Source organism: Sphaerotilus sp. (genome assembly GCF_013299175.1).
Taxonomy (GTDB): domain Bacteria; phylum Pseudomonadota; class Gammaproteobacteria; order Burkholderiales; family Burkholderiaceae_C; genus Sphaerotilus.
In genome coordinates, this window is the sequence record NZ_JAAFKF010000085.1 from 1 (window position 1) to 16,585 (window position 16,585).

Genomic DNA, 16,585 nt, shown 5'->3' on the forward strand with positions numbered 1-16,585 from the left:
CACGCATTGCCCAGCGCCACCGCCACATTGCGCTGCCAGCGGGCGTGGCCGATGCGGCGGATCGGGCTGCCCTCGGTGCGTTGCAGGAAGGTCGCCTCGTCCCACGCCCACAGCGCCAGCAGGGTCGGCGCGCGCAGTGGCTCGCGGGCGTCGAAGTCGGGCAGGTCGCTGCGCTGCGCGTACTTGTTCCACGGACACACCCGCTGGCAATCGTCGCAGCCGTAGACCCGGTTGCCGATCGCGGCGCGGAACTCGACCGGGATCGGCCCGTCGTGCTCGATGGTCAGGTAGCTGATGCAGCGCCGCGCATCGACACGGTACGGGGCAACGATGGCCGCCGTCGGGCAGGCGTCGAGGCACGCGGTGCAGCGCCCGCAGTGGTCCTCGACCGGTGGCGACTCGGACAGCGGCAGTGCGGCGTCCACGTAGATCTCGCCGAGGAAGAACATCGACCCCGCCGAGCGGTCCAGCAGCAGCGTGTGCTTGCCGCGCCAGCCCAGCCCGCTGCGGCCGGCGAGTTCGACCTCCAGCACCGGCGCCGAGTCGCAGAAGACCCGGTGGCCGAAGGGGCCGATCTCGGCAGCGATGCGCTCGGCCAGCCGCTGCAGCCGGTTGCGCAAGACCTTGTGGTAATCCCGGCCACGCGCATAGACCGACACCACCGCCTCGCCCGGTTGCGCGGCGCGGTCGGCTTCGCGCTCGCGCCAGTCGGCCGGCGTGTCGCGGGGCAGGTAGTCCATGCGGGCCGTGATGACCCGCACCGTGCCCGGCACCAGCTCCGCCGGCCGGGCGCGCTTCAGGCCATGCGCCGCCATGTAGCCCATGCCACCGTGGAAGCCCGCGGCCAGCCACGCCACAAGACCCGGCTCGGCTGTAGCCAGATGTACACCGGACACGCCGATCTGTGAGAATCCCAGCTCGACGGCCCACGTCCGTACCAGCCCCACCAGATGTTCCGGATCGGGCGAGGACGCCGGCGCATTCGCATTCCCAAGGTCAGCAAGGTCGTTCATCCGGTGATTCTAGAAACCCGCCAGCAGCACTGGCCCGACGAAGCCGCCTGCGAAGCCACGGCCCGCGCCCTGGCACGCCATCCGGCGCTGCGTCTGGCCTGCATCGAACTGCACGGACCCCTCGGTGCCGGCAAGACCACCTTTGCCCGCCACCTGCTGCGCGCGCTGGGCGTGGCGGGGCGGATCAAGAGTCCGAGCTACGCCATCGTCGAGCCGCACGAAGTACACGCGACCGCCGAAACGGACAAACTGGACATCTGGCACTTCGATTTCTACCGATTCGGTGATCCCCGTGAGTGGGAGGATGCCGGCTTTCGCGACCTGTTCGCCAGTCCCGGCCTGAAGCTGGTCGAATGGCCCGACAAGGCCCGCGGGCTGCTGCCGGTGCCGGATCTCTCGCTGTCGCTGCTGCCGCAGGCCGACGACGACCGCACGGCGCAGTGGCAAGCCTGCACGCCGCGGGGCGCGACGCTGTTGAACGAGACCCTGCCATGACACAACGCCTCCCCCTCCCCGATCCCCAGGACACGGTCAATCGCCGTGGCTGGTTCCGCCAGGCCGGCGCGCTGGTGCTCGTGCTCGGTGCCGGGGATCTGGTGCATGGCGCCACGCTGGTGGCCGTGCGGGTCTGGCCGGCGGCGGACTACACGCGGGTGACGCTCGAATCCGACACCGCGCTCGAAGCCCGCCACTTCGTCACCGACGGCCCGGCCCGGCTGGTGATCGACATCGATGGACTCGAACTCAGCCCGCAACTGCGTGAACTGGTCGCCAAGATCGGCACCAATGACCCGCACATCGCCGGCGTGCGCCTGGGGCAAAGCCAGCCGCGGCAGGTCCGCATGGTGTTCGACCTCAAGCGCGCCGCCACGCCGCAGGTCTTCACGCTCACGCCGATCGCCCCTTACCGCTACCGGCTGGTGTTCGATCTGTATCCGGCGCAAGCGCCCGATCCGCTGCTGGCGCTCGTCAAGGAACGCGAAACCGCACTGGCCACTCCAGCCGCAGCCACGCCCTCCCCCGCGCCCGCCGCTGTTGCAGCAGCAGCAGCAACAGGCACCAGCACCGCCGACGCCTCCGCCCGCGCTGCCTCGGACGTGGACGATGCGCTCGGCGAGTTCATCGGCCGCGTCGATCGCCCCACCCCGCCCGCACTGCCGCTCCCGCCCGCGCCGCCGCCGCGGGTGGCCACCGCGCCCGCCGCTGCCGAAGGGGCACCCGCCGTTCCGCCAGGGCGTGGCGGCATCAACCGGCTCGTCATCGTCGCCATCGACCCCGGCCACGGCGGCGAAGACCCCGGCGCGATCGGCCCGACCGGGCTGCGCGAGAAGGATGTCGTGCTGCAGATCGCCAAGCAGTTGCAGGAGCGCATCAACGCCCGCCCCGGCATGCGCGCCATGCTGACCCGCGACGCCGATTTCTTCGTGCCGCTGCATGAGCGTGTCCAGAAGGCGCGCCGGGTGCAGGCCGACCTGTTCGTGTCCGTCCACGCCGATGCCTTCATCACGCCCGAAGCCCGCGGCGCATCCGTCTTCGCGCTGTCCGACTCGGGCGCGACCAGCACGGCCGCCCGCTGGATGGCCAAGCGCGAAAACGCCTCCGACGCCATCGGCGGGATCAACATCGCCAGCAAGGACTCGCATGTGCTGCGCGCCCTGCTCGACATGAGCACCACGGCGCAGATCAAGGACAGCCTGCGCGTCGGCCGCGAGGTGCTCGGCCACATCGGACAGGTCGGCAAGCTGCACAAGGGGCAGGTCGAGCAGGCAAGCTTCGCCGTGCTCAAGGCGCCGGACATCCCGTCCATCCTGGTCGAGACCGCCTTCATCTCCAACCCGCAGGAAGAGGCCAATCTGCGCGACGAGGACTACCAGGCACAGCTCGTCAAGGCGGTCTACACCGGCATCGTCCGCTACTTTTCCCGCAACCCGCCCCTGGCCCGAGAGCGCACGCTGTGACGATGCCGATGCCCCTGCACCCTGTTCTGGCGGCACTGCTGCTGACCCTGTCCACCTGGGCCGCGGCGCAGTCCGTGCGGCCCGTCGTCTCCGGCACCACGCTGCCCGCCGAAGCGCCCTGCCCGACCGGCCTGCCCGACGGGGCACGCTGCCTGAACGGGCGCGACTACCTCGGCGCCTACTACTGGATCGCCACCCCCAAGGGCTGGACCGCCGACACCGGCACGCTGGTGGTGCATGTCCACGGCGGCCCCGCACTCGGCGAGCCGACGCTGGCCCGCAGCACGGCGGACCTGCAACGCTGGAGCGTCATGCTGCGCGCCGGCCACGCCTGGGCGGGGTCGAGCTTCCGGCAAGGCGGTGTCGAGGTGCTGGCCGCCGCCGAGGACACCGAGCGGCTGCGCCAGCTCGCCGTGGCCACCCTCGGCCAGCCACGCCGCACCGTGCTGCACGGCCAGAGCTGGGGCGCGGGTGTTGCCGCCCGCATGGCCGAACGCTACGTCACCCCCGACATCGACCCGCGCCGCGCCAGCCCTGGCGCGCTGCCCTACGACGCCGTGCTGCTGACCAGCGGCGTGCTGGCCGGGGCGACGCGGGCCTACGACCTGCGGCTGGACCTGCGCGTGGTCTACCAGGCGCTGTGCCAGAACCACCCCGGGCCGGACGAGAGCGCCTACCCGCTGTGGATGGGCCTGCCGCCCGACACGAAGCTGACCCGCGCCGAGCTGGCCGAGCGGGTCGATGCGTGCCTCGGCACGCAACACAAGCCCGCCGAGCGCAGCCCCGCCCAGCGGCAGCGCCTGGCCGCGCTCACCCGCGTGGTGCAGCTGCCCGAGCAGGAGATCCTGCCGCACCTGCAGTGGGCCACCTGGCACTTCCAGGACATCGTCCTGCGCAAGCTCAAGGGCCGCAATCCCTTCGGCAACGAGGGCGTGGTCTACACCGGCTCGCCCGACGATGCCGCGCTGAACCGCGACGTGCCGCGCTACCGGGCCGATCCGGGCGCACTCGCCGACCTCGCCCGCGACGCCGACCCGACTGGCCGGCTGCTGCTGCCCACACTGACGCTGCACGGCATCGACGACCTGACCGCCTTCGTCGAGATGGAGGCCCAGTTCCGCGACACCGTGGCCGAGGCCGGTGCAGCCGACCACCTGGTGCAGGTCTACACCGCCGACCGCGAGCACAGCTACTCCAGCGACGCGCAGTACGTCAGCGCCGTAGACGCCCTGCTCGACTGGGTGGACCAGGGCCGCAAGCCCGATGCCACCACCCTGTCGCAACGCTGCAAGGCGCTGCCCGTGCAGTGGCAGCCGGCCAGCGGCTGCCGCATCCGCGTCGATTACCAGCCCGCGTCGCTCGACAGCCGCATCCCGCCGCGGCGCCGCGGCGAAGCGGCCGCGCCGGGCATCAAGCGGCCTTGATGCCCTTGCCGGCCTTGGCTTCGTTGCGGCGCGCTTTCCAGGCGCCGAACACCACCAGCAGCCCCGGAATGCCGATCATCGACCAGATGATCTTGTCCAGGTGCAGCTTCACCCAAGGCACGTTGCCGAAGAAATAACCGATCGTCACGATACCGCCGACCCACAGCGCGCCGCCCGTCACGTCGTAGAGCGTGAACTTGCTGCGCGTCATCTGCGCGACGCCGGCCACGAACGGCGCGAAGGTGCGGACGAAGGGCATGAAACGGGCGGCGATGATCGTCTTGCCGCCGTGGCGCTCGTAGAAGGCATGGGCCTGGTCGAAGGCGCGCTTGTTGAACCAGCGGCTGTCCTCCCACTGGAAGACCTTGGGGCCGAGGAGGCGGCCGATGGTGTAGTTGCTCTGGTTGCCCAGCACCGCCGCGGCAAACAGCAGGCCGACCGACAGCGTGTAGTCCATCAACCCCACGCCGCACATGGCGCCCACCACGAACAGCAGCGAATCCCCCGGCAGGAACGGCATCACCACCACACCGGTCTCGACGAAGATGACGAGGAACAGCAGCGCATACACCCAGGCACCGTAGGTGGTGACGAAGGTGGCCAGGTGCTTGTCCACATGGAGGATGAAGTCGATCAGAAAGGGCAGGAGTTCCATGGGGCGGAAGATTACCACTGGCTTCCTGAAGGAATTGCGCACTTCCACACGCCAGCCCGGTGCAACCGCCCCGCGGACATGACAAGGGCGCCGCCGCTAGGCACACTCGGCGCCGTCCATTCCGGGGATTGACAGCAGACGCAGATTCCCCGCCTCTCTCATCCCCCTCTCTGTTCCCATGCAACGCAGACGCTTCGTTCTGGCCAGTGCCGCCGCCGTGCTGGCGCGCCCGGCCGGAGCAGCCCAGACCGGGTCCGATCTGGTGCTCGGCCAATCCGCGCCGCTGACCGGGCCGCTGTCGCCGCCGGTGCTGGCGTTCAATGCCGGCGCGCAACTCGCCTTCGACACGCTCAACGCCCACGGTGGCGTGGGCGGCCGGCACCTGCGCTGGATCACCGCCGACGACCGGGGCGACCCGGAACTGGCCCACGCCATCTGCGACAAGCTCATCACCGAGCAGAACGCCACCACCCTGTTCGGCTGCGCGGGCAACATGAGCATGGCCGCCATAGAACCCCTGCTGCGCCAGCATGGCGTGCCGGCCCTGGGCGGACTCTGGGTGGCGGACTCGGTGCGGCAGCAGTGCAAGGGCATCGCCTACTTCGTGCGCGCCAGCCTCGCCCAGGAAGCCGCGGCACTGGCGCTGCACCTGGCCACCGTCGGCTTGCAGCGCATGGGCGTGGTGCATCTGGCGACCCCCTTCGGACAGGAGGGGCTGAACGTCCTCGCCGATGCATTCGCCGCACAGGGACTGGTGCTGGCCGGCACCGCCGCCGTCACCCCCGACGGCGCCACCGCCCAGGAAGCCGCCCGCAAGCTGCTCGCCCTCGCCCCGCAGGCCATCGTGCTGTTCGTCAACGGCTCGCAGGCCGCCACCGTGATGGCCACCGCCGCCGGGCTGCGCCGCCATCCCGCGTTCTACGGCCTGTCGATCGTCTCCGACGAGGACGCCATCCGCCGCATCGGCGCGCAGGCCCGCGGACTGGCCATCTCGCAGGTCGTCCCCTATCCCTGGAGCGAGAGCGACCGCCAGATCGCCGACTACCGCGACCTGGCCAGCACCGCCCAGGTGCCGATCGGCTACGCCAGCTTCGAGGGCTGGCTCAACGCGCAGGTGCTGATCGAGGCGCTGCGGCGCTGCAATGGCGACCCCAGCCGCGCCCGGCTGCACGCCACGCTCAAGGTGCTGCAGTGGTACATCGCCGGCATGACCGTGAACTTCAGCCGACAGGAACTCAGCGGCTCGCGCTTCGTCGAGCTGGTGCAGCTCACCGCGTCGGGCCGCTACCTGCACTGACCCACGCAACCGCACGGAACACGGCCGGCGGGTTCCTACAATCCGCCCATGCCGATCCTGCCCGCCACCGCCCCCCGCCGCCCCATCCGCGAACTGCCGGATGCGCTGATCAGCCAGATCGCGGCGGGCGAGGTGGTCGAGCGGCCCGCCTCGGTCGTGCGCGAGTTGCTGGACAACGCGCTCGACGCCGGTGCGGCGCAGATCACGGTGCGGCTGGCCGGCGGCGGCGTGCGGGCCATCGTGGTCGAGGACGATGGCGCGGGCATCCCCGCCGACGAGCTGCCGCTGGCGCTGCGCCGCCACGCCACGAGCAAGATTGGCTCGCTGGCCGAGCTGGAGCAGGTCGGCACGATGGGCTTCCGCGGCGAGGCGCTGGCCGCGATCGGCTCGGTGGCGGAGCTGTCCATCACCAGCCGCACCGCCGACGACGCCCACGCCCGGCGCATCGACGCCCGCACCGGCGAGCTGTCCCCCGCGGCCCGTGCCACGGGCACGACGGTCGAGGTGCGCGAGCTGTTTTTCTCCACGCCGGCGCGGCGCAAGTTCCTCAAGACCGATGCGACCGAGCTGGGCCACTGCCTCGAAGCCGTGCGGCGCCATGCGCTGGTGCATCCGGAGGTGGGGTTTGCGGTGTGGCACGAGGGGCGGCTGGTCGAGCAGCTCCGCCCTGCCGCGGCCGAACAGCGGCTGCACGACGTGCTGGGCGCAGACTTCATCGCCGCGAGCCGGCCGGTCGAGGTGCAGGTCGGGCCGCTGGTGATCCGCGGCCGGGTCGGTCTGCCGGAGGCGGCGCGGGCGCGGGCCGATCTGCAGTACGCCTATGTCAACGGCCGCCATGTCCGCGACCGGCTGATCGGGCATGGTGTGCGCTCCGCGTATGAGGACGTGCTGCACGGGGCGCGGCAACCGAGCTATGTGCTGCGCATCGACATCGCGCCGGACCGGGTCGATGTGAACGTGCATCCGACCAAGATCGAGGTGCGGTTCCGGGACTCGCGGGAGGTGCATCAGGCGGTGCGGCGGGCGGTGGAGCAGGCGCTGGCCTTGTCGCGCACGGCGGATGTGCCTGCGGACGTGGTCGCCGAACCGCTGGGCACGGCGCCAGCCCCCATGCCCGCCGCCTGGCGTCCGGCACCGCCGATCCAGGGCAGCCTCGTGCTCCAGCACGCCGCCGCGCTGCACACCCGCGAGATGCCACCGGACTGGCCCCGCAGTCCGAGTGCCGCGCCGGCAGGCCATGCCGCGCCAGCGCCGACCGAGGACTGGCCGCTCGGCCGGGCGCTGGCGCAACTCGGTGGACTCTATGTGCTGGCCGAGAACCGCCACGGGCTGGTGATCGTGGACATGCACGCCGCGCACGAACGCATCGTCTACGAGCAGCTCAAGACCCGGCTCGGCGACGGCGCGGGCGAGCGCACGATCGACAGCCAGCCGCTGCTGATCCCGGCCACGTTCTCCGCCACGCCCACCGAAGTGGCCGCGGCCGAAGCGCATGCCGCCACCCTCGCCCGGCTCGGGCTGGACGTGGCGCCGCTGTCGCCGGGGGTGCTGGCGGTGCGCGCCGTGCCGGCGGCCTTGCGGGACGCCGATGCGGTGGCGCTGGCGCGGTCGGTGCTGGGCGAGTTGTCGGAGCACGAGGCCAGCGCGCTGGTGCAGCGGGCGCACGACGAGATCCTGTCCACGATGGCCTGCCACGGCGCCGTGCGCGCCAACCGCCGGCTGACGCTGGAGGAGATGAACGCCCTGCTGCGCGACATGGAACGCACCGAGCGCGCCGACCTCTGCAACCACGGCCGCCCGACCTGGCGCCAAGTGACGATCAAGGAACTCGACACGCTGTTCCTGCGCGGGCGCTGAGCCGCGCGCGGCGCTTCAGAGATCGGCGACGGAGCGCACCTCGTCCATGCTGGTCAGACCGGCGAGCATCTTCTCCACCGCATCCTGGCGCATCGTCCGCATCCCCTCGACCAGGCCCTGGCGCTGCAGGTTCCACGCCGGCGCGCCGGCCCGGATCAACCGGCGCAGCTCCCCGCTGATCACCAGCAGCTCATGCACCGCGACCCGTCCCCGGTAGCCCGACGTGCGGCAACGCTCGCAGCCGGCGCTGTGGTAACGGCGCAGCTTCCCCTCGCGCCCGTAACGTTCCACCCAACTGGCGCGGAGCTGCTCGCGCTCGGCCTCGGCCGCTTCCACGGCGGCGCCGTAAAAATACCCTTCGATCCACTCGTCGATTTCCGGCTCCTTGGCCGAACGGCTCATGCGGCAGGCGCTGCACAGCCGGCGCAGCAGCCGCTGTGCATGGACCCCCTGCAAGGCGTCGCCCAGGTTCCACGGCTCCACGCCCATGTCCAGCAGCCGGTGGATCGCTTCGGCCGCCGTGCGCCCCTGCATCGACGCCAGCACCAGCCGGCCGGACAGGGCCGCCTCGGCCGCCAGCCGCGCCGTGGCGCTGTCGCCGATCGTGTCGATCAGGATCACGTCCGCCTCGGCCGCCATCGCCGCCCGCAGCGCCTGCTCGTGGGTGTGGCCAGCGCGCGGATTCACCTCGATCTGGCGCACGCCGGGCAGGACCATCTCGATGCGCTCCTCGATGGAGACGATCTTGCGGTCGGGCTGGTTCACCAGCGCCAGCTCGGCGAACAGCGTCGTCGTGCGGCCGGAGCGGGCCGGGCCGACCGTGAGGACCAGCCCGGACGGCCGCTGGAGCATCGCCTGGAGGCGCTCCTGGTCCTGCGTGGTGAGGCCCAGGCCATCGAACTTGAAGGTCTTCAACCGCGTCGGCAGCCCCAGCACCACGTCTTCGAGACCGCCTTGCGTCGGCAGCGTCGTCACGCGCAGCTCGATCTTGTGCGCCTGCATCAGCCGTGAAAACGCCAGCCGACCCTCCTGCGGCCGGCGCGTGTCCTGCACGTCCAGCTCGGCCAGTGTCTTGATGCGCGGGATCAGGCTGTTGCGGTAGCTGCCGGGCAGCTCGCTGTGCGGCTCCATGCGGCCATCGCGGCGCAGGCGCACCCACAGCTTGTCCTCGCTCGGGTGGTTTTCCAGGTGGATGCTGCTGGCGCCGCGGCCCATCGCGTCGGCCACCAGGGTGATGAGGAGCTGCACGACCGGACCCTCGGCGCGGTCGGTCTTGTCGCCCTTGGCGGATTTGCCCGCACGGCGCGCCGCCGACTCGCCGGCCGTGCCAGCCGCAGCGACGCCGACGCCCGCCCCCGCATCGGCCCCCGACCGGCTGGTGCCCGTGTCCAGCATGGGCAGGCGTTCGTACCCCCGTTCGATCGCCGCTTTCAGATCGCCGGTGCCGGCCAGCGCGGGCGCGATGGTGCAGTGGGTCAGCGTCTGCAACTGCTCCAGCACCGCCTGGCGCGTCACGTCCTGCATCGCCACCACCAGCCGCCCGGCGCGGTGGACCAGCGGCAGCACCTCCAGCGTGTGCGCCAGCTCTGCCGGCAGCCGCGCCAGCGCCTCGATCTGCGGCTTGAAGGTGTTCAGGTTGACGACCGGGTAGCCCAGCTTGCGCGCCAGTGCCACGCGCAACTGCTGCGGCGTGACCCATTCGCGGCTCAGCAGCACCTCGCCCAGCGGCTGCACGCGCTCGCTGACCTGCTGGCCCAGCACGTCGGTCAACTGCGCATCGGTGACATAGCCCAGCGCCACCAGCGCCTCGCCCAGCCGCACCATCGGCATGCGCGCCTGCTTGTCGAGGGCGGAGAGCAGTTGCTCGGGCGTCACGATCTGGCGCGCCACCAGCAGCTCGCCGAGCTTCTGACCGCGGTTCTTCTTCTGGATCTGCACCGCCTGGTCCACCTGATCGGCCGTGACCGCGGCCTCCTCGATCAGCAGCTTGCCCAGGCGCTCGCCCACCTGCACGCGGTCGTAGGCCGAGCGCGGCAGGAAGGAGGTCTGCACCGTGCCGCGGTCGTCCAGCGGCGCGAACAGGAACAGGCCGACCTCGTTCTCGACATGGCCCACGGTGACGCCACCGACCGAGCCGCCGCCGTGCAGGTGGACGGTGTAGGGCTGGGCGGCGTGGTGTTCAAGCATCTGGGCGTGTTCCGCGGAGGGTTCCTCGGCAGCGGGAGCCGCAGCAGGAGCGACCGGCGCAGGGCCGGGTTGTCGGGCCAGCGGCAGCACAGGCGCCTGCAAGGTGATGCGGCGGATCTGGTCGAAGCGCATGGGCAGCGAGACGCGCTCCGGCGGCACCTGCACCCGCGCGATGCCAGGCCCCACTTCCATCGCCATCAACTGCCCGGTCATCAGGTTGCCGGTGCGGCCCTCGATCTCGCAGGCCAGCGGCTCGTGCTGCGGCACGGGCAGCGCATAGGCGGCGAACGGCGGCGTCGGCCAGGCAAACGGCACGTCACTGCCTTTGCGCGGACGTGCCGACAGCGGCAGGACGCCCTCGACCAGGGCGGCGGACTTCAGATGCGACTGGGACAGATCGGACATGGGCGGTTCCTGGGGCAATCAAGCAAGCCGTGTCGGCGCGTGGCGGTGTGCGCGCACCGGGACGGATGGATGCTAGGGAACCGGCCGCTGGGGGAAAGGCGGGAATAGGTGAGGAATGGGGGGGCGATTCGTCCCCGATGTCGAACCTGTCCATCGCCAGGGCACTGGCAAAAAATAGCAAATTGCTATAAATTGAATACATGCCGATGAAGCTGATCTCCAACAAGACCTTGCGCGAGTTCGTGGTCCATCACCCGGACGCTGACAACCCGTTGCGCGCCTTTCGGCTGAAGATCGAGAAGGGCAGCTTTGCGCACTTCGCGGACCTGCGCACCGCTTTCCCCGGCGTGGACAAGGTGGGCGATCTGTACGTGTTCAACATCGGCGGCAACAAGTACCGGCTGATCGCATCGATCGCCTACAAGGTGAAGACGGTCTGGATCAAGGCGGTTCTCACCCACGCCGAGTACGACCAAGGAGCCTGGAAATGAACCTGTCCGACATTGCTTCCCACTGGGTTGCCCTGCACGAAACCCTCGGCATCGGCGGGCCAATCCGCGACGAGGCGCACTACGCGCAATTGCTGGAAGTCGTCGATCAGCTCATGGACGACGTGCCGGCGCTGGAGTCCGGCCCGATGGGGGCGCTGGTCGATGTGCTGGCGGATCGCATCCGCGAGTACGAGGACCGTGTCCACCCCTGGCCGGCGCAGCCGCTGGCACCGCACGAGTTGCTGCACGAGCTGATGGTCGAGCACGGGCTGACGCAGTCGCAATTGCCCGAGGTGGGGGCACAGAGCGTGGTGTCGGCCGTGCTGGCGGGCAAGCGGGCGCTGAACCTGCGGCAGGTCAAGGCGCTGGCGCGTCGGTTCGGGGTGTCGGTCGAGGTGTTTGCGGGCTGACCACGCCCACCGGCGGCTTACCCCATCCGCCGCACCCACCACCCCACCTTGTCCAGCGCCGCCATCGCCTGCGCGACCGCCTCGGCCCGACCCTGCAGCGACCGGGTCGCGTCCACCACCGTGCGGGCGCTGGCACACAGGCGCAAGGCGCTGACCGGCTGGCCGTCGCGCGCTCCGCAGGCCACGGGTTGACCGAGCTGGAAACGCCCGGCGCCTGCAGACGCGGGGTCCGCTTCGGCGAGGGCGCGGTGCAGCGCGACCGTCTGGGCAGGGGTCAGCGGAACGCGGCGACCACCAGACAGGCGGCGGTGGACAACGAACGGAAAAACCGTCTGGTGGCGGTCCCAGCGCCCACCCGCCCAGCGCCCGCCGCGCACACCGTCCAGCGGCGCGACCGGCAGCGCCTCGAACGTGGTGTCGCCGCGCAGCCGCTCGGCCACGGCGCGGCCCCAGTGCTGGAAAAATCGGTCTGCCAGCGGCTCCGGCACCGCCCGAAAACGCTGCAACTCGACCAGCGCGGCCTGCCAGCGCAGCAGCAGGCCAGGGTTGTGCCGATCGTCCAGCGCATCCGCGGCCGGCCAGTGCGCGGGCCAGTGGCTGCGCGCGGTGTAGAGCCGCAGCGTCTCCAGCGAACGGCGCCAGCAGCGCCGCGCCAGCGCGGGCGGCAGCAGCAGCGCGCCGCAGAAGGCCGGCCCGGTGACGAACTTGGACCCGGTGATCGCGACCATCCAGTCCTGCGCCAGGTAGTCGGCCAGCGACGCCGGCGCCAGCCGGAACTGGCAGGCATCGACCAGCACCTCCAGCCGCTCGCCGTGGCGCTTGCGCAGCCGGGCCGCACAGGCCGGGGTCGGCGCCAGCAGGCCGGTCTTGGTCAGGTCCGTCAGCACCAGCAGGCAGCGCCGGCCCGCGCCCAGCACCTGCTCCACGCCCGCCGTGAAATCGGCGTCCACATCGTCGGCGCTGCGGGGCCGGCCGTCGGGGTGGCGCAGCACCACGGCGATGGGTTCGCACGGGGACTGCGCGGTGATCGGCGCGCCCCGCGGCACGGCGTGGCCCTGGCAGGTGCCGGTGGCGAAATGGCGGGTGGCCAGCGCAGCGGGCACGCCACTGCCGGTCTCGGACACCTCGGCCATCACCGCCTGCACCGGCACCCCTGGCGCGCTGGCCGCGAGCTGGGTGGCGAACAGGTGCAGATCGGTGCCCGAGGCGGCGAGCACCACCTCGGTGCCGGGAACGGTGTCCGCGCCACTGAGCGGCAGCAGCGTGCGCCGCAGCCGCGCCACCTCCTCGGCATGGGCGCCCGGATGCGCGGCGAGCCGGGTACACAGCGCCTGTGCCGCCTCGAAGGCCGGCCCGGAAATCACCGAGGCCGTGGACGAACCGAGCGCGACCAGTGCCGGATCAGGCCGCGGCGGACAGCCGTAGGCGTTGGCGCCCGCGCCGTCCAGCGTGATGCGGGCGTCTCCACCTTCGGTCAAGGCCCGCGCGACCACCATCGGCATGGGGCTGGCCGCTCAGACCATCCGCGCCGCATGGGCCGCCACCCGGCGCCCCAGCAAGGCCCGCACCGCCACCCGCACCTTCTCGATCGCAGCCGGCTTGTACGGGAACAGGTCGGGCGGGTCCATGGCATGCACAGCCGCGCCAGGATCGGCCTCGAACACGAGCAGCCGGCCGTCGCGGGTTTCGGCGCAGTCGAGGACGAGGTAGTCCAGGCCGATGCGCTCGGCAATGCCCTGCAGCGCGACGGCGTGGCGGCGGGCGAACCCCGTGTCGGTGTCGAAGTCGGCCATGAACTGCGCCTCCTCCACCCGCTTGGCGGCGGACTCGGCCATGCCGGCGTTGAGGTAATGCACCATCCAGTGCGCCGACACGCCCAGGTGGACGGCATGCGGCACGCCATCCACCAGCACGACCCGGAACTTGCGGAACTGGCCGTCCGCGCTGGCGTAGTCGATGAAGCGCGACAGGAAGAACTCGGCGTCCGGCTGCGTCGCCAGGTAGCGCGCCAGATCGAACGGCGCGGCGAGCTTCTCCAGCCCGTGGCCCGCGTGGGAATCGACCGGGCGGACGATGAGCGGCCAGGCACCGTCCACCAGCCAGGCGTCCGGACCCGCTTCGCAGCGCACGAGCGTCTGCAACGCGGCCCGGTCCACGCGGACGGTCTCCGGCATGTGCAGACCCGGCACGCCGTGGAGCAGGGCCGACGCCTGCGCACGCGCGGTGCGCAGCGTGTGCGCGGGGGGGTTGATCACCGGGGTGTCCCAGACCGCGCAGGCCGCCGACAGGTCGCCCAGCAGGCCGCGCACCGGGTCGGATTCGGACACCGCGATCCACAGCGCGTCGTGCGGTGGCAGCCAGTGCGGCAGCGGCTCGCCGGGCCGCACGTAGAGCAGGGTCAGCGCCACGTCCGAGTGCGCGAACAGGAAGGCCAGCGGTGCATTCGTCATCAGGTCGCCCGGCGCCACCACGGCCAGCAGGCGCAGCGCGGGCGCGCCCTCGGCGGGCAGGTGGTAGACGCGGCAGCAGTCGATCGCCTGCGCCTGCGTGGCCAGCCCGACCTCGCGCAAGCCCTGCAGCAGCAGCAGGGTGGACAGGTCCATGAGCGCGTTGGCGTCGTGGGCGTCCTTGGCGGAGCGGGCGAGGAGTGTCTGCGCCAGCGGCATCAGATCCTCGCCCTGGAACGCCAGCGGCATCAGCCGGGCCAGTCCCATCAGGGGCGGGCAAGCCGTCGCTGTGGCCGTGGCCGTGGCTGTGGCTGTGGCAGCGGCTGTCGTGGCGGTGGTCGCCTGTGGGCGGGGCTGGAACTCGATGCAGGGCACGTTCATGGAGTGGTCTCGACAAGCAGAGCGGATTCGGCCGGACACGGGCGGCAGCGGCGCGCACCCAGGCGCAGCACCGCGTCGAGCAGGACACCGAGGTCGGCCGCCGTGGTGCGGTGGTTGACCAGCGCGACGCGGATCGCGGTGCGCCCGCCCAGCGTGGTGGTGGACGGCACGGCCAGGCCGGACTCGTGCAGATCGGCGACCAGCTCGGCGTTGAGGTGGTCGGTGGCGGCGGCGTCCAGCCCCCGCGCACCCGGCGGGCCGAGGTAGCGGAAGCAGACGATGTTGAGCGTGACCGGCGCGAGCAGCGCCAGCGTGGGTTCGGCCACGATGCGGGCACGCAGCCGCTGCGCCAGTCGGCAGGACTGGGCGATGGCGGCGCCCAGGCGGTCAGTGCCATGGGTGACGAGGGTGAACCAGACCTTGAGCGCCCGGAAGCCCCGCGACAGGTCCGGCCCCAGGTCGCAGGGCCAGGGTGAGCCAGCCGCCAGCCCGCGCGGGTGGCGCGACAGGTAGGCCGCGGGCGAGGCGAAAGCGGCGAGCTGGTCGGCCTGGTCGCGCACGAGGAGGAAGCCGGCGTCGTAGGGCACCTGGCCCCACTTGTGGAAATCGAGCGCGATCGAGTCCGCGCGTTCGATGCCGCGCAGCAGCGGCGCCACCTCGGGCGACAGCATCCCCAGGGCACCGAACGCCCCATCGACGTGGAACCACAGCCCCTCGCGGCGGGCCACGTCGGCGATGGCGGCCAGATCGTCCACCGCGCCGGTGTCCACCGTGCCGGCCGTGCCGACGACGAGGAAGGGGCGCAGGCCGGCGATGCGGTCGGCGGTGATCTGCGCTTGCAGGGCGGCAAGGTCGAGGCGGTGGTCCGCGCCGACCGGCACGCGGCGCAGCGCCTGCGTGCCCAGGCCGCTGATGGAGAACGCCTGCGCCACACAGCCGTGGGCGCTCTCGGCGGCATAGGCGACCAGCCGCGGGCCGTCGGCACTGGCCGCCACACCGGTCTGGCGGGACAGCGTGCCCAGCGTTCGCGTGCGTGCCACGAGGACGCCGAGCAGGTTCGCCATCGACGAGCCGGTGACCAGCAGCCCGCCGGCCGTGGCCGGAAAGCCGAACAGGTCGCGCATCCAGCGCACGGTCTGGCGCTCGACTTCCAGCGGCATCTGGTCGCGCCCGCCGAGGTTGGCGTTCAGGCCCGCGGCGAGCATCTCGGCCAGCATCCCCTCGACCGTGCCGCCGCCGTGGACCCAGCCCATGAAGCGCGGGTGCGTGTTGCCGACGGCGTAGGGCAGGATCTGGTCCATGAAGCGCCCGTGCGCCTCGGCCAGCGCGACGGGAGCCGACGGCAGCGGCTCGTCGAACGCGGCGCGCACCTCAGGGGGGATCGGCTGCCAGACGGGGCGCTCGCGGAGCCGGGACAGGTGGTCGAACAGATCGTCCAGCATCCGGTGGCCCTGTGCGCGCACGGCGGCCCAGTCGGCGGGGCTGGCAGGGTCCAGCGAAAAGGATTCAAGTTCGGGCATGGGGTGACGACAATCGGCGTCCCCCGAGGGTAGGTGCGGCCCCTGCGGCTGTCCGGGCGAACAGGCCGGCGTTCCGGGCGCTGTTCGGTTCGCTGGCCTGGCCGTGGCGGGTCTCCGGGTTGTTGTGGCAGCGCCCTGCCTCCCCCGACAATGAAGCCATGAACACCCCGCACGCCCCCCTCCTGCTGGTCCACCAGGCCGACCTGATCGCCACCTTCGACGACACCCGCCGCGAGCTGCGCGGCGCGAGCCTGCTCGTCCGCGGCGAGCAGATCGCGGCGGTCTATGCGGCGGGCGAAGTGCCGGCGCAAGTGCTCGACGAGGTGCGCGCCCACGGCGAGGTGATCGACGCGCGCGGCCACGTCGTCACGCCGGGGCTGGTGAACACGCACCACCACATGTACCAGTCGCTCACCCGCGCCATCCCCGCCGCGCAGAACGCCGAGCTGTTCGGCTGGCTGAAGACGCTCTACCCGATCTGGGCCGGGCTGACGCCGGAGATGGTGCAGGTCTCGACGCAGGTCGCCATGGCCGAGCTGC

13 protein-coding genes and 1 pseudogene are annotated in these 16,585 nt (G+C 71.7%); 8 read left to right on the plus strand and 6 right to left on the minus strand.

What is annotated here, in order from left to right; genetic code table 11:
* Positions 1 to 1,013: tRNA epoxyqueuosine(34) reductase QueG (queG, locus tag QZW52_RS14205; RefSeq protein WP_434738341.1), on the minus strand; the 1,013-nt coding region annotated here is incomplete at its 3' end.
* A gap of 3 nt (positions 1,014 to 1,016) precedes the next feature.
* On the opposite strand from queG, the gene tsaE reads away from it, so the two are divergent.
* Genes tsaE through QZW52_RS14220 form a run of 3 tightly spaced genes read left to right on the plus strand, consistent with a single transcriptional unit; the run spans position 1,017 to position 4,395 of the window.
* Positions 1,017 to 1,508, plus strand: a complete 492-nt coding sequence (tsaE, locus tag QZW52_RS14210; RefSeq protein WP_294000006.1) for a tRNA (adenosine(37)-N6)-threonylcarbamoyltransferase complex ATPase subunit type 1 TsaE — start codon at positions 1,017 to 1,019, stop codon at positions 1,506 to 1,508.
* Positions 1,505 to 2,971 (plus strand): N-acetylmuramoyl-L-alanine amidase, encoded by a 1,467-nt coding sequence (locus QZW52_RS14215; RefSeq protein ID WP_294000008.1) that lies wholly within the window; start codon positions 1,505 to 1,507, stop codon positions 2,969 to 2,971. The genes tsaE and QZW52_RS14215 overlap by 4 nt, the downstream gene beginning before the upstream one ends.
* A gap of 2 nt (positions 2,972 to 2,973) precedes the next feature.
* On the plus strand, positions 2,974 to 4,395 hold the full coding sequence (locus QZW52_RS14220) for an alpha/beta hydrolase family protein (protein ID WP_294000010.1): 1,422 nt from the start codon (positions 2,974 to 2,976) through the stop codon (positions 4,393 to 4,395).
* Here QZW52_RS14220 and QZW52_RS14225 read toward each other — a convergent pair.
* Positions 4,382 to 5,050, minus strand: a complete 669-nt coding sequence (locus QZW52_RS14225) for a DedA family protein (RefSeq protein WP_294000012.1) — start codon at positions 5,048 to 5,050, stop codon at positions 4,382 to 4,384. The genes QZW52_RS14220 and QZW52_RS14225 overlap by 14 nt on opposite strands.
* A 178-nt stretch (positions 5,051 to 5,228) precedes the next feature.
* Here QZW52_RS14225 and QZW52_RS14230 point away from each other — a divergent pair, with 178 nt between their 5' ends.
* Together QZW52_RS14230 and mutL are read left to right on the plus strand one after the other, a co-directional pair.
* Entirely contained in the window at positions 5,229 to 6,347 is a 1,119-nt protein-coding gene (locus QZW52_RS14230; RefSeq protein WP_294000013.1) for an ABC transporter substrate-binding protein, read from the plus strand.
* Positions 6,348 to 6,395: 48 nt separating this feature from the next.
* Positions 6,396 to 8,204 carry a DNA mismatch repair endonuclease MutL gene (mutL, locus tag QZW52_RS14235; protein WP_294000014.1) on the plus strand — a complete coding sequence of 603 codons (1,809 nt, stop codon included), beginning with the start codon at positions 6,396 to 6,398 and terminating at the stop codon, positions 8,202 to 8,204.
* A 15-nt stretch (positions 8,205 to 8,219) separates the two neighbouring features.
* Here the strand turns inward: mutL and QZW52_RS14240 are convergent, their stop codons facing one another.
* Complete coding sequence (locus QZW52_RS14240) at positions 8,220 to 10,796, minus strand: GspE/PulE family protein (protein WP_294000015.1); 2,577 nt, start codon at positions 10,794 to 10,796, stop codon at positions 8,220 to 8,222.
* 200 nt (positions 10,797 to 10,996) lie between these two features.
* Between QZW52_RS14240 and QZW52_RS14245 the strand changes: the two genes are divergently transcribed.
* Entirely contained in the window at positions 10,997 to 11,287 is a 291-nt protein-coding gene (locus QZW52_RS14245) for a type II toxin-antitoxin system HigB family toxin (RefSeq protein ID WP_294000016.1), read from the plus strand.
* Positions 11,284 to 11,697, plus strand: coding sequence for a helix-turn-helix domain-containing protein (locus QZW52_RS14250; RefSeq protein ID WP_294000017.1), 414 nt, complete (start codon positions 11,284 to 11,286; stop codon positions 11,695 to 11,697). The genes QZW52_RS14245 and QZW52_RS14250 overlap by 4 nt, the downstream gene beginning before the upstream one ends.
* 17 nt (positions 11,698 to 11,714) lie before the next feature.
* Here QZW52_RS14250 and QZW52_RS14255 read toward each other — a convergent pair whose 3' ends face one another.
* The 3 genes from QZW52_RS14255 to QZW52_RS14265 are packed head-to-tail and all read right to left on the minus strand — an operon-like array spanning position 11,715 to position 16,045.
* On the minus strand, positions 11,715 to 13,199 hold the full coding sequence (locus QZW52_RS14255) for a hypothetical protein (protein WP_294000018.1): 1,485 nt from the start codon (positions 13,197 to 13,199) through the stop codon (positions 11,715 to 11,717).
* Positions 13,200 to 13,211: 12 nt separating this feature from the next.
* A complete protein-coding gene (locus tag QZW52_RS14260; RefSeq protein WP_294000019.1) occupies positions 13,212 to 14,525 on the minus strand; it encodes an ATP-grasp domain-containing protein in 1,314 nt (437 codons plus the stop codon).
* Complete coding sequence (locus QZW52_RS14265; protein ID WP_294000021.1) at positions 14,522 to 16,045, minus strand: pyridoxal phosphate-dependent decarboxylase family protein; 1,524 nt, start codon at positions 16,043 to 16,045, stop codon at positions 14,522 to 14,524. The genes QZW52_RS14260 and QZW52_RS14265 overlap by 4 nt, the downstream gene beginning before the upstream one ends.
* A gap of 158 nt (positions 16,046 to 16,203) precedes the next feature.
* On the opposite strand from QZW52_RS14265, the pseudogene QZW52_RS14270 reads away from it, so the two are divergent.
* Positions 16,204 to 16,585, plus strand: a pseudogene (locus tag QZW52_RS14270) (8-oxoguanine deaminase); the annotation flags it as partial.

What these genes read in the sequence shown, in the direction of transcription:
- QZW52_RS14230 (WP_294000013.1), top strand. Translation starts at nt 5,229, where the DNA reads ATGCAACGCAGACGCTTCGTTCTGGCCAGTGCCGCCGCCGTGCTGGCG.
- mutL (WP_294000014.1), top strand. Translation starts at nt 6,396, where the DNA reads ATGCCGATCCTGCCCGCCACCGCCCCCCGCCGCCCCATCCGCGAACTG.
- QZW52_RS14245 (WP_294000016.1), top strand. Translation starts at nt 10,997, where the DNA reads ATGCCGATGAAGCTGATCTCCAACAAGACCTTGCGCGAGTTCGTGGTC.
- QZW52_RS14260 (WP_294000019.1), bottom strand. Translation starts at nt 14,525, where the DNA reads ATGAACGTGCCCTGCATCGAGTTCCAGCCCCGCCCACAGGCGACCACC.
- QZW52_RS14250 (WP_294000017.1), top strand. Translation starts at nt 11,284, where the DNA reads ATGAACCTGTCCGACATTGCTTCCCACTGGGTTGCCCTGCACGAAACC.
- QZW52_RS14240 (WP_294000015.1), bottom strand. Translation starts at nt 10,796, where the DNA reads ATGTCCGATCTGTCCCAGTCGCATCTGAAGTCCGCCGCCCTGGTCGAG.
- QZW52_RS14225 (WP_294000012.1), bottom strand. Translation starts at nt 5,050, where the DNA reads ATGGAACTCCTGCCCTTTCTGATCGACTTCATCCTCCATGTGGACAAG.
- QZW52_RS14220 (WP_294000010.1), top strand. Translation starts at nt 2,974, where the DNA reads ATGCCGATGCCCCTGCACCCTGTTCTGGCGGCACTGCTGCTGACCCTG.
- QZW52_RS14215 (WP_294000008.1), top strand. Translation starts at nt 1,505, where the DNA reads ATGACACAACGCCTCCCCCTCCCCGATCCCCAGGACACGGTCAATCGC.
- QZW52_RS14265 (WP_294000021.1), bottom strand. Translation starts at nt 16,045, where the DNA reads ATGCCCGAACTTGAATCCTTTTCGCTGGACCCTGCCAGCCCCGCCGAC.
- QZW52_RS14255 (WP_294000018.1), bottom strand. Translation starts at nt 13,199, where the DNA reads ATGCCGATGGTGGTCGCGCGGGCCTTGACCGAAGGTGGAGACGCCCGC.